General features: G+C 54.7%; 8 protein-coding genes. All 8 read right to left on the bottom strand.

Translation table 11 applies throughout. From position 1 onward, the window contains the following. Positions 1-74: 74 nt before the first annotated feature. The 8 genes from ACLJRS_RS00830 to ftsK all read right to left on the bottom strand — a co-directional run bounded on the left by ACLJRS_RS00830 (position 75) and on the right by ftsK (position 13449). Positions 75-1223 (bottom strand): MFS transporter, encoded by a 1149-nt coding sequence (locus ACLJRS_RS00830; protein ID WP_000109271.1) that lies wholly within the window; start codon positions 1221-1223, stop codon positions 75-77. Positions 1224-1572: 349 nt separating this feature from the next. Continuing rightward, on the bottom strand, positions 1573-2436 hold the full coding sequence (locus ACLJRS_RS00825) for a dimethyl sulfoxide reductase anchor subunit family protein (RefSeq protein ID WP_000534681.1): 864 nt from the start codon (positions 2434-2436) through the stop codon (positions 1573-1575). A gap of 1 nt (position 2437) precedes the next feature. Then, the gene (gene dmsB / locus ACLJRS_RS00820; RefSeq protein WP_000213069.1) at positions 2438-3055 is read right to left on the bottom strand and encodes a dimethylsulfoxide reductase iron-sulfur subunit DmsB; all 618 of its coding nucleotides are present in this window, start codon (positions 3053-3055) and stop codon (positions 2438-2440) included. Positions 3056-3065: 10 nt separating this feature from the next. Next, a complete protein-coding gene (dmsA, locus tag ACLJRS_RS00815) occupies positions 3066-5510 on the bottom strand; it encodes a dimethylsulfoxide reductase subunit A (protein WP_000850265.1) in 2445 nt (814 codons plus the stop codon). A gap of 237 nt (positions 5511-5747) precedes the next feature. Next, complete coding sequence (gene serS, locus ACLJRS_RS00810; protein ID WP_000886697.1) at positions 5748-7040, bottom strand: serine--tRNA ligase; 1293 nt, start codon at positions 7038-7040, stop codon at positions 5748-5750. A 258-nt stretch (positions 7041-7298) separates the two neighbouring features. Further along, complete coding sequence (gene rarA, locus ACLJRS_RS00805) at positions 7299-8642, bottom strand: replication-associated recombination protein RarA (protein WP_000067785.1); 1344 nt, start codon at positions 8640-8642, stop codon at positions 7299-7301. A 9-nt stretch (positions 8643-8651) separates the two neighbouring features. Then, a complete protein-coding gene (gene lolA / locus ACLJRS_RS00800) occupies positions 8652-9263 on the bottom strand; it encodes an outer membrane lipoprotein chaperone LolA (protein WP_001519746.1) in 612 nt (203 codons plus the stop codon). A gap of 142 nt (positions 9264-9405) precedes the next feature. Further along, the gene (ftsK, locus tag ACLJRS_RS00795) at positions 9406-13449 is read right to left on the bottom strand and encodes a DNA translocase FtsK (RefSeq protein ID WP_058663567.1); all 4044 of its coding nucleotides are present in this window, start codon (positions 13447-13449) and stop codon (positions 9406-9408) included. Positions 13450-13473 lie beyond the last annotated feature (24 nt).

Raw genomic sequence — 13473 nt, 5'->3', positions numbered from 1 at the left:
AGGTCAATTATTTTACGTAAAACATAAACAAAGAGTATGCAAGACTCACGTCCTGCATACGATTCAGAGAACAGTTAGATGTGGGCGACAGGATTAGGCGTCTGGCCGGCGTTACGTAACAGCATCAGCAGATAAATAAACGATACGCTGGCGATCATAATAAACAGCAGATTATCTGAATAATTCTGCATTAACATCGCAGCAAAAGACGGCCCCAACAGGCTCCCTACCGTATAACTTAACAACAGCGCCTGGTTCATTGCCACAAGCTGGTGGTGTTCGACTTTTTCACAGGCCCAGGCCATTGCAACGGGATAAAGCGTAAAACCCGCCGCCCCCAGAATAAACAGAGCTGGCGCCATCGCCGCCTGGGTTAACATGGCAATACTACCGAGTATGACAACGAATACCTGTACGCGTAACACCAGCAAGCGACCAAATTTGTCCGCCAGACGTCCCATTGGCCATTGCCCCAAAATGCCGGCGCTCACCAGCACCGCCATCCAGAAACCGATGCTGGCGTTAGCCATCCCCTGATGCTTCAGATATAACGGCATCAGGCCATATAATGAACCAAGAACAATGCCGGAAATAATACAACCATTCACGCCAAGACGCGCCTGGCGTAGCTTCAGCATGGCGCTAATAGAAGAGGAATGACGTGCCTGCGTTTGCTGATTTACAATTCGGGTAAAGAGTAGCGGCAGAATTCCCGCCAGAATCATTCCGGTCACCCAGGGAAGAACGTGCAGCAATTCACCAGATACTTTACTGACCAATAATTGTCCAAGGAAGGTCCCCATATAATAGACCATCATATAGGCAGCCAGCAGGCGCCCGCGATTATGCGAGGTTCCGCTGCACATCAACGCGCTCTCGACAACCACCCAAATCATGGCGCAGCCGATACCGGCAATAAAACGCCAGCTCATCCAGCTCCAGAACCCCACCATCACCCCCAATCCGACACAACCCGCGGCGAAGATCAGCGAGGCAAGATAATAGCTACGGTTAAACCCAATGCGTTTAATTAAATACCCGGTAAATAACGTCCCGACCAGATTGCCGGTAAAATAAGACGAGCTGACCATCCCCACCTGCCAGGTCGGAAGGTTTGCCTGAGCAAGCCACAGCGGCACAAGCGTATTCAGTACCGCAATGGCCAGAGTCAACAAAAGTAGCCCGCACAGCAAAAGCATGACGGGACGGGTATAGGTGGACATGAATAAAAACCGTGAGGAAGTTCAAATTTCATGCGCATCATGCCATCGCCAAAAACATTGTCAATCGGCTCCGCATGGGCGATCCGCAAGTTTTGAGACTATCGATTTGATTTACTTATTCTGTACGTGAATATATTGAAAGGCTAAAAATTCATCCCCTTGTTTTTATTGATCTAACCCGCAAAATCGGCGTTTTGTTCAGTCGAAAAATTTCATGGTTCCTTTAGCTTCGTTTTCTTCTCTATGGATTTATATGCGCCTTCTCCGCCCCGGTTATATTCCTTAGATTGATGGTGGCTAAAGGCGAATTCGGCCTGCACGTTCTGCAGGCCGAATGCGCGTCAACGCGTTAACTGGCTACCGCCATGCCCACGGTCATATGCAGCCCATAGAATACGCCGCGGCCAATCAATTCCCCCGCCAGCATCAGAATGAAGGCGACAGAGAGCAACGGTACCGCAGGTTGATACCCTTTTAACTGTGGCACAATCCAGCAGCACAACGCCGCCGCAAGCAGCACCATACGCCAGGCCATCAGCGAACCATAATCCGGCACCAGAGCAGACGCCTGCTGAATGGAACTGTGAATCGTCGCCAGTTCCGCGCCCTGCATGGCCACCATAATGGCAATAACCACCAGCGCCAGCACCGAAACCGCAGGCAACAGACGCATCGCCCAACCGTTCACGCCTGCGATGCGCAGCAGCAGATAACCCAGTAGCGGGCCACCCATAAAGAGCGTCAGGAAGAAGCCCAGCGGCGTCCAGACGCTATACCAGGTCGGTACTGTATCGATGCTGTTATAGACGCGTACCATCATCCAGACGAAGACGACGCCCAGTACCATCGTGATAATCAGCCAGAGTGTGCGCAGTGCCGGCGGCAGCTTTTTCAGTACCGCCAGCAGCCAGCCAATCCCGCCGACCGCAAAAAACACCGAGCCGCTGGCAATTTCATTGCTCAGTGCGGAAGCACCTACGCGGTTAAGCGAGTTAAACGCGCGCATCGGCGAGCCCAGATGCAGCATCGAGGCGATAAAGCCAATCCCCATCAGCACCCACAGACCAAACATACAGGCGATCACCCGCTGCTGCGTTTCCGCGCGCAGGTCGCCCTTCATCAGCGCCAGAGCCAGAACAATAAAACCACCGGCCACGCACTGACCAAAGACCGTGAAGATCATCAACGGCCATTCATGCCATCCACTTCCCATCTTATACCTCCTTCGGATTGGCCAGATAACCGGTGGTGTCCCCGGTCGGGCGGCTGTTGGCGTTGGGTTTAATCACAATATTCGGCTTCGTGAAATGCGCGCGCGGCAACGGCGCGACGGCAGCCAGCTCACCGTGTTTTTTGCGCAGTTCATCGATAGGACCAAAGTCCAGCGCCCGCAGCGGGCAGGATTCGACGCAAATCGGTTTCTTGCCTTCCGCCACCCGGTCATAACAGCCGTCGCACTTGGTCATATGACCTTTGGCCGCGTTGTACTGCGGCGCGCCGTACGGGCAGGCCATGTGGCAGTAGCGGCAGCCGATACAGACCTCTTCGTTCACCACCACAAAACCGTCATCGCGCTTGTGCATCGCGCCGCTCGGGCAGACTTTGGTACAGGCCGGGTCTTCGCAGTGGTTACAGGAGATGGAGAGATAGTAGGCAAAGACGTTCTGGTGCCAGACGCCGTTATCTTCCTGCCAGTCGCCACCCGCATACTCATAAATGCGGCGGAAGCTGACATCCGGGGTCAAATCTTTGTAGTCCTTGCAGGCCAGTTCGCAGGTTTTGCAACCGGTGCAACGGCTGGAATCAATAAAAAATCCATACTGGGTTGTCATCGGTTACTCCTTACGCCTTTTCAACCTGAACGAGGTTCGTATGTGACGGGTTCCCCTTCGCCAGCGGAGAAGGACGTTGGGTCGTCAGTACGTTAATACATCCGCCCTGATCCACGCGTTTTGCATCCGGGTCATACCATGCGCCTTCTCCCAGGGCGACCACGCCCGGCATCATGCGCGGCGTCACTTTAGCCTCGATGTGTACTTCGCCGCGATCGTTGAAGATGCGGACTTTATCGCCATTGTTGATACCGCGTTTCTGCGCATCCATTGGGTTAATCCACATTTCCTGGCGACAGGCGGCTTTCAGTACGTCTACGTTGCCATAAGTGGAATGCACACGCGCTTTATAGTGGAAACCCGTCAACTGCAGCGGGAATTTATCCGTTAGCGGATCGTTATAGTTTTCAAAACCTGGCGTGTAGATCGGTAATGGATCGATCACGTCGCCTTCCGGCAGCTCCCAGGTAGCGGCGATATCCGCCAACGCCTGTGAATAGATTTCAATCTTGCCCGATGGCGTTGTAAGTGGATTCGCTTGCGGATCTTCGCGGAAGTCTTTATAGGCGACATGGTGGCCTTCGGGGTCGCGCTGTTTGAAGATGCCTTGCTTACGGAACTCCTCAAAGGTGGGCAGATTCGAAATGGATTTACGCGACTGTTCGTACAGATGACGCATCCACTCTTCTTGCGTCCGTCCTTCGGTAAACTGTTGTTCCACGCCAAGACGTTTCGCCAGTTCGCTGGTCATCTCATAAATCGTCTTACACTCGAAGCGCGGTTTAATTGCCTGGTCAGTGAAGATAACGTAAGACATGTTCCCGCAGGAGGCATCCAGCGCAAAGTCCATCTGCTCAGAAGCAGTGCAATCCGGCAACAGAATATCGGCGTATTTTGCCGACGAGGTCATATGACAGTCGATAACGACGATCATTTCGCATTTCTTGTCATCCTGCAGGATTTCGTGGGTGCGGTTAATCTCAGAGTGCTGGTTAATCAAACAGTTGCCAGCATAGTTCCAGATCATTTTGATCGGCACGTCCAGCTTATCTTTACCCCGCACGCCATCACGCAGCGCCGTCATTTCCGGGCCGCGTTCAATGGCATCGGTCCACATAAACATGGAGATGCTGGTTTCAACCGGGTTTTCTAACGTGGGCATACGTTCAAATGGCAGGGCATAAGACCCTTCGCGCGCGCCGCTGTTACCGCCGTTAATCCCAACATTACCCGTCAGGATCGCCAGCATCGAGATGGCGCGCGTGGCGATTTCTCCATTAGCATGACGTTGTGGCCCCCACCCCTGGCAAATATAGGCGGGTTTAGCGCTGCCGATTTCTCGCGCCAGCTTAATAATGCGATCCGCCGGGATACCGGTAATTTGCGCCGCCCACTCCGGCGTCTTCGCGATACCGTCTTTACCCTGGCCCAGAATATAGGCTTTGTAGTGACCGTTTTTCGGCGCGCTGGCAGGCAAGGTTTTTTCGTCATAACCGACGCAATATTTATCCAGGAACGGCTGATCGACCATGTTCTCGGTGATTAAGACATATGCCAGACCATTGACCAGCGCCGCATCGGTACCTGGACGAATCGGAATCCACTCATCTTCGCGACCAGCGCCAGTGTCGGTGTAACGAGGGTCGATAATGATCATCCGCGCGTTTGATTTCTGCCGCGCCTGTTCAAGATAATAGGTTACACCGCCCCCGCTCATGCGGGTTTCGCCAGGGTTATTACCAAACAACACCACCAGCTTACTGTTTTCAATGTCGGATGGACTATTGCCATCCGCCCAGCCGCCATAGGTGTAATTCAGACCCGCTGCGATTTGCGCGGAAGAGTAATCACCGTAGTGGTTCAGATAACCGCCACAGCAGTTCATCAGACGAGCGACCAGCGTTTTTCCTGGCGGCCATGAACGTGTCAAAGTGCCGCCCAGCGTACCCGTGCCATAGTTCAGATAAATGGACTCGTTGCCATACTCTTTGATAAGACGCTGCATATTGGTGGCAATGATATCGTAGGCTTCGTCCCAGCTAATACGCTCAAATTTACCTTCGCCGCGCGCGCCGACGCGCTTCATCGGATACTTGAGCCGATCCGGGTTATAGACGCGACGACGCATAGAACGACCGCGCAGGCAGGCGCGAACCTGATGCAAGCCATCGTAATCATCGTTTCCGGTATTATCCGTTTCTACATATTTGATTTCGCCATCCACAACATGCATACGTAGCGGACAACGGCTGCCACAGTTTACCGTACAGGCGCTCCAGACGACTTTCTCGTCGGTTTTCGTCGGGCTTATCGCCTCTGCGGCGTTAGCGATGCGGGTAAATGGCAGGGTAAATGCGCTACTGGCCATCGCCAGGCCGCCTATCGCGGTGGTTTTGACTAAACCACGACGGCTCACCTCGGCTGCCAGCACGGCATCAGGGATCTTAGTTTTCATAAGGGCTCACTCTGCTGCTCACAATAAAAAAAACAATAAAACGATGTATAGAATTTTATATAGCGATAGCATCGCTATAAAGTCTGATATATATCGAAAAAGTAGAAAAATAGTGTTAAAAACTGACCTTCATTCGAAATCAGTATTACCCCTAATAGGGTAGGGATTATTGTCCGGTATCAAACTGGCATAAAAAAAGCGCCCGAAGGCGCTTTTTAGAAGAGGAGAAAGCGAGGATTAGCCGATATATTCCAGTCCGTTCATGTACGGACGTAATACTTCCGGCACTTCAATGCGGCCATCAGCCTGCTGATAGTTTTCCATCACGGCCACCAGGGTACGACCTACCGCCAGACCAGAACCATTCAGGGTATGGACCAGACGGGTCTTTTTGTCGGACTTGCTGCGACAGCGTGCCTGCATACGACGCGCCTGGAAGTCCCAGACGTTAGAGCAGGAAGAGATCTCGCGGTAGGTATTCTGCGCCGGAACCCAGACTTCGAGGTCATAGGTTTTGCAGGCGCCGAAGCCCATATCGCCAGTGCACAGAATGATTTTACGGTACGGCAGTCCCAGTAGCTGGAGCACTTTTTCCGCGTGGCCGGTCATCTCTTCCAACGCAGCCATAGAATCTTCCGGGCGAACGATCTGCACCATCTCAACTTTGTCAAACTGATGCATACGAATCAGGCCACGGGTATCACGACCATAAGAACCTGCTTCAGAACGGAAACAAGGCGTATGCGCCGTCATTTTAATCGGCAGCTGATCTTCGTCGATGATTTCATCGCGTACCAGATTGGTCAGCGGAACCTCCGCCGTCGGGATCAAAGCATAATTGCTGCTGTCTGCTTCTTCTTCCAGCGGACGGGTATGGAACAAGTCGCCTGCGAATTTCGGCAGTTGACCGGTGCCATACAGCGTGTCGTGGTTAACCAGATACGGCACGTAGTTTTCGCTATAGCCGTGCTGTTCCGTATGCAGATCCAACATGAACTGCGACAATGCGCGATGCATACGCGCAATCTGTCCTTTCATCACCACAAAACGGGAGCCGGTCAGCTTAACCGCGGCGGCAAAGTCGAGGCCGGAGTGCATTTCCCCTAAGGTGACGTGATCGCGGATTTCAAAATCAAATTCACGCGGGGTACCCCAGCGGCTGACTTCAACGTTGTCGTTTTCATCTTTACCTACCGGCACTTCATCCGCAGGCAGGTTTGGGATGGTCAGCGCGATATCGCGGATCTCCGCCAGCAAGGTATCCAGCTCGGCTTTCGCCGCATCCAGCTCTTCGCCCAGTTTATTCACTTCCAGGCGTAAAGGCTCGATATCTTCCCCGCGCGCTTTCGCCTGGCCGATGGATTTCGATCGAGAATTACGCTCCGCCTGCAGGTTTTCCGTGTTGACCTGCAAAACTTTACGACGCTCTTCAAGAGCGCGCAGCTTATCTACATCCAGCTTAAAGCCCCGGCGTGCCAGTTTTTCAGCGACTGCGTCTGGCTCATTACGCAGCAGATTGGGATCGAGCATGCTTATCCTGTGCTTATCGAATAATAAAAGGAAACGCGATCAATTGATGATCGCCTCTGATTGTATTGATGAACGTAAACCGCGTTTACGTAATAGCGACGTTTTCGCCTTACCTGACCGACGACAGCAACAACGCATCCATTGCGCTATACCCGCGGACCTCATAAGCAACGTGCTATCAGGCATAACGAGATTCATCATCAACGCCATGATACCTGGAGCATCATATTTAGAGATAACCTTACCGCAACGTTTACACTAGCGGTAGCGTTTTGTGGGGCTATTTTGATCCTGTTCAGCCAGCCAGGCGAGCTTTTCGCCAATCTTGCCTTCCAGACCACGATTTGTCGGATGATAATAGCGCGTTTGCGCGATTTCCGGCGGGAAGTACACTTCACCCGCAGCATAGGCATTGGGCTCATCGTGGGCATAGCGGTATTCCTGGCCATAGCCCATCTCTTTCATCAGTTTGGTTGGCGCATTACGCAGATGGACAGGAACGTCATAATCAGGACGTTCGCGCGCGTCGGCCAGCGCAGCCTTAAAGGCGGTATAGACGGCGTTGCTCTTCGGCGCGCAGGCGAGATAAACGATAGCCTGCGCGATCGCCCTTTCGCCTTCAGCCGGGCCGACGCGGGTGAAACAATCCCATGCGGCAATGGCGACCTGCATCGCGCGCGGATCGGCATTACCCACATCTTCCGAGGCAATCGCCAGGCAGCGACGCGCCACGTACAGCGGATCGCCTCCCGCGGTAATGATACGGGCATACCAATAGAGGGCGGCATCCGGCGCGCTGCCGCGCACTGATTTATGTAAGGCGGAAATAAGATCGTAGAAGCGATCGCCTTTATTATCAAAACGCGCGCTGCGCTCGCCGGCGATCTCGGTCAACAAGGCGGGCAATAAAACGCGTTTGCCGCTGTCATCCGCCTCCGCCATATCGGCCATCATTTCCAGCGTATTTAAGGCGCGCCGCGCGTCGCCATTGACCAGCTCAGCAATCGCTCGCCGTGTCTCATCCGGTAACACGATATCCTGATCGCCGTAACCACGCGTTTTGTCCTGCATCGCCTGGTCCAGTACTTGCTCAATATCGTCAGTGGTCAACGATTTCAGCAGATAGACCCGCGCTCGCGACAACAGCGCCGAGTTCAGCTCAAAAGAGGGATTTTCCGTGGTCGCGCCGATAAAGGTGATAGTGCCATCTTCGATATGCGGTAAAAAGGCGTCCTGTTGGCTTTTGTTAAAGCGATGCACTTCATCGACAAACAGGATGGTACGGCGTCCGGCATTACGATTCTGGCGGGCGCGCTCAATAGCTTCGCGAATCTCTTTTACCCCAGAAGTGACGGCGGAAATACGCTCGACATCGGCGCTGGCGTAGCGGGCGATCACTTCAGCGAGCGTGGTTTTCCCCGTCCCTGGCGGCCCCCATAAAATCATGGAGTGCAGATGCCCGGCCTCAATAGCGCGAGGCAACGGTTTACCTGCGGCCAGCAAATGCTGCTGGCCGATATACTGCGCTAAATTTTCCGGCCGCATTCGAGCGGCCAGCGGTTGAAACGTATTATCAGAAAAATCGAGCGACAGATTGCTCACTCATCGCCTCTACTTACGTTGGTCGTCTATCGTTACCCCTTGCGGCGGAGTAAACGTAAATTTTGACGGATCAACAGCGCCGTTTTGCTGGGATTTTAGCTGATAGGCGCTACGCTGATCGTCTTGTTCTACGGCGCTAAACTGGTGGATAGTCCCGTCGCGTCCCACATTGATGGTGAACTGTTTCAGATTGCCGTTGCTGGCTTTCGGCGTCAGCACAAAATTATCGCCATCCTGCTTAATATTATATTGCTGCCAGTCGCTGGCCTGGTTGCGGGCAATCAGCATAAACGGTGTATTTCCGGTGGCATCTTTCAACCACGTGGCGGTAGCCTGTTCTACAAACGGGTTATAGAACCATAACGTTTTGCCGTCAGAAACCAGAATACTCTCGTCAGGTTGCGTCATATGCCAGTTGAATAGATTTGGCCGCTTAACCCATAAATCACCCTGTCCCTCCTGCACCGCGGCACCGCTGCCATCGGTGACTTTTTGAGTAAAGGTGGCATGAAAGCTGCTCACTTTATCCAGACGGCTTTTCAGAGAGCTGGCGGCGTCAGCCCATACGCTGCTGGCTACAACGCTTGAAAGTAATGCACAGGCGATTGCCATTTTTTTCATCATTATTCCTCAGGTTTCGACACTCCCGACCAGGAGCTCCTTTTGCTTTCTATTCCAGGCCAAAAATCAGCATGAGGAAAGAAGAAAATACTGAATTTTGTTGCCGGATGGCAGCCTGCACAGCGCCATCCGGCTTACAGGTTTACTCAAAAGGCGGCGGAGCCAGCACTTCACGATTACCGTTATGCCCCTGAGCGCTGACAATACCCTGCGCTTCCATCTGTTCGATAATACGCGCCGCACGGTTATAGCCGATGCGGAACTGACGCTGAACGCCGGAAATGGAGGCTTTACGCTTCTGGGTGACGAAATTAACGGCCTGATCGAATAGCGCATCTAATTCTTCGCCGCCGTCAAAACCGCCACCGCCACCTTCGCTTTCGCTGTCGGAGGTAATGCCATCCACATATTGCGGACGACCGCGCGCTTTCCAGTCCTGCACCACCGCATGGACTTCCTGGTCACGCACAAACGCCCCATGGACACGTACCGGCATGGTGGAGTTTGGTCCGGAATAGAGCATGTCCCCCATTCCCAATAACGACTCAGCGCCACCCTGATCAAGAATGGTGCGGGAGTCGATCTTGCTGGATACGGTAAAAGCGATACGGGTTGGAATGTTGGCTTTAATTAAACCAGTAATCACATCGACCGACGGACGCTGCGTCGCCAGTACCAGGTGAATCCCCGCGGCGCGCGCTTTCTGCGCCAGACGCGCGATCAACTCTTCAACTTTTTTACCGACGGTCATCATCAGGTCGGCAAATTCATCAACCAGTACCACGATATACGGGAGTTTTTCCAGAACCGGATGCTGAACATCCATACTGTCGCCCGGCTTCCAGTACGGGTCCGGAATCGGACGCCCCATGCGGGCCGCTTCGGCGATTTTCTCGTTATACCCAGCCAGATTACGCACGCCGAGCGCGGACATCAGCTTATAGCGACGCTCCATCTCATTGACGCTCCAGCGTAACGCGTTAGCCGCGTCTTTCATGTCGGTAACAACTTCTGTCAGCAGATGCGGTATACCTTCATAGACCGAGAGTTCTAACATTTTCGGGTCGATCATGATAAAGCGAACGTCTTCCGGCTGCGCTTTATACAGCATACTGAGGATCATGGCGTTAACCCCGACCGACTTACCGGAACCGGTCGTACCGGCCACCAGCAGGTGAGGCATTTTCGCCAGATCCGCCACTACCGGATCGCCCGCGATATCCTTACCTAACACCACGGTAAGCGGCGACGGATTCTCGCGGAATTTGGCGTTATCCAACACTTCGCGCAGATAAACGGTTTGCCGTTTCTTGTTCGGCAATTCCAACCCTACGTAAGGTTTGCCTGGAATGACTTCCACAACGCGTACGGCTACCGTTGACAATGAGCGCGCCAGATCCCGGGAAAGGTTGGAGATACGCGCCGCTTTAACGCCCGGGGCCAGATTGAGTTCAAAGCGAGTAATGACCGGGCCTGGCGAATAGTTCACCACATCAGCTTTAATGCGGAAATCCGCCAGACGCGCTTCAACCAGACGCGCCATTTGTTCCAGCGCAAAGGTATCTACCGGTTCAACTTCGCTCGGCGGCGGCGTCAGAAGATCTAACGAAGGCAGCGGCGTCGTCGGACGCTGTAATGGACGACTGTCGCCGTTACGCATCAACAGCGGGTGGATCAGGCTGTCTTGCGGCGCTGTCGGCTGTTGCGGCTGCTGATACTGTGGCTGCGGCGCTACCGGCTGCTGCGGCTGCTGATACTGTGGCTGCGGCGCTACCGGCTGTTGCGGCTGCTGATACTGCGGCTGCGGCGCTACCGGCTGTTGCGGCTGCTGATACTGCGGCTGAGGCGCTACCGGCTGTTGCGGCTGCTGATACTGCGGCTGCGGCGCTACCGGCTGCTGCGGCTGCTGATACTGCGGCTGCGGCGCTACCGGCTGCTGCGGCTGCTGGTACTGTGGCTGAGGCTGCGGCGCTACCGGTTGCTGAACAGGCGTTGACTCGGGCATGACACCCGGCGTGAACAGCGGTTCGTGCGGACCTTCATCAACCAATACTTTCATTGGCGAGAAATCCAGATCGTCCAGTGAGAACGGCTGCGCGCCAGCGGGTTGCTCGCCGGAATAGCGCTGCTGTTGCGAAGCGGCAAACTGGCGGGCTAATTCAGCTTCCGCAGCGGTATCGTCATCTTCTGCCTGTTGAGTATCGTGCTGATACGTCTCACCATAACGATGCTGCTGCGACTGCGCAAACTGACGGGCTAACTCGTCCTGATGCATTGCATCTATTTCTTCATCGGTTAGCTGCACGCCCGTCTCGTACTGATTGCGCTCCGCCTCGCGGGCTTTTTCTTCTGCAATCCTCTGTGACGGCAGCTTAATACCGTACGATGCCAGTTCCCGTCGGGTCGGCACGCGAACGCGGTTCGGACGCGGCAGTTGCGGACCAATCCCCTCTTTCACCTGCGGACGCGGCGCGCCGCCGGTAGCCAGACTAAATGCAGGCGCAGCGGCCGCGGCGCCTGCTGCCAGGGCGCCACTCTTAATACCTGCGTCAAGCGACGCGGCGGCGGCTACCGCTTCCACTGGCGGTATGGACGGCGCGACAGATACCGTAGGTTTGACCGGCACGTTCTCTTTTACCGGCTCCGGAATCGGTTGATACCATGCCGCCAGTTGTTCGCGCTCACGGGCGCGTTTCTCTTCCACCTCTTCAAAATAGTAAAGCGGAGGACGGGCGGGTCTGGTCTCTTCTGTGTCAGGTTCAGGCTCGGTGGCAACCGGCTGTTCGATAACCGGCGGCGGCATGTGGGAAGGTTCAGCCGCTATCGGCTCCGGCTGATAAACCGGCTCCGGCTGATGGGTCGGCTCCGGCTGCCAGTGTTGTTCGGCATCCGGCGCCTGCCATTGCGGCTGTGTTTCCTGCGGCGCAAGAGAGTCATATTCTGCTGCGGTCGCTGGCGTCGCGGCGTATTGCGGCGCGGAAGCGACAGGCACAGGTTGCTGCCACGGCGCACTTTGCGCCTCTTGCGGTTGAGCATATTGCGGATGCGGCTGATACCCCTCCGGCGCAGGCGCGATAACCGGTTCGCCGGTTTGCGGCCCCGGTACGGGCTGCCACTCCACGGTCGGTTGCGCGACAACCGGCTCAGCCCCCGGCATGGGCGGCGTTTGCATTATGGGATCGGCGGACGCTGCCCACGTCTGGGTGACGGCGGTTGCAGCCGCAGCGGCGGCGACCGGTTCGGTGACAGAATGGCCGTTTAACAGCGGATCATATTCATCATATTCCGGCTGCGTCGCACGGTTGCCCGAAAACAGAACGTCGTCCGGATCGGCAGCGACGCCGCGCGCGCTATACTGAATGTCCTCGTCATCATCCATCCGTTTGCCGGAAAAGAGCGCGGCATCGGTCTGACGGCCCCGTGGATTGCTGAATTTTTCAGCCAGTCGCTTACGACGCGCCAACGCGCCGCGCAAAATACGCGCCCGGCGAGATTCACGCTGCACGCCGTCGGTTTCTTCATCGTATTCGTCATCATACTCTTCGTCGTCAACCCACGTATCATCACGCCGGGTACGGTTGCTGGCGAAGGTCAGTATATTAAGCAGCCAGCCGCCTAATTTTTCGGCGATACTGACCCAGGACCAGCCGGTAAAGAGCGTCAGCCCGGCAGCCCAAATACAGAGAAGCATTATCGTTCCGCCGCTACTATGCAACAACGGCTGCAGCGTGGTGCTTAACAGGCTGCCAATTACGCCGCCGGAGGCGAAATACCAGATATCGTCGGCATTAATGGCCGCCAGACCGCAGGAAGTGAGAATCAGCGCCAGCACGCCGATAAGGCGTAGCGATACAGCAAAATAGTCGATGTAATCATCCGTAGACTGATGACGCCACGCAAACCAACACCCGCCGACAATAATGACAGGGATGGTGTAGGCCATTACGCCAAAAATAAAGAACAGTGTATCGGCCAGCCACGCGCCCGGCGCGCCGCCTAAATTATGGATGGGTTCATGCCAGGCGGTTTGCGACCAACTGGGGTCCGAAGGGTTAAAGCTCAACAAGGCCGCCATCAACCAGACGGCAAAAAGGGCAATAAGTATCAACAACGCTTCCAGAAGTCGGCGCCCGCTGCTTAACTTCGTCAATGTGACGTCTTTGTCTTCAGTATATTCCTGGCTCAAAAAAGGCTCTCCAGGTTCCAGGCT

This window comes from Salmonella sp. SAL00670 (assembly GCF_046552235.1).
In the GTDB taxonomy this organism is placed as follows: Bacteria; Pseudomonadota; Gammaproteobacteria; order Enterobacterales; family Enterobacteriaceae; genus Salmonella; species Salmonella enterica.
Note: the sequence above shows the minus strand (reverse complement) of the source record. Positions and strands in the feature narration are given on the sequence as shown.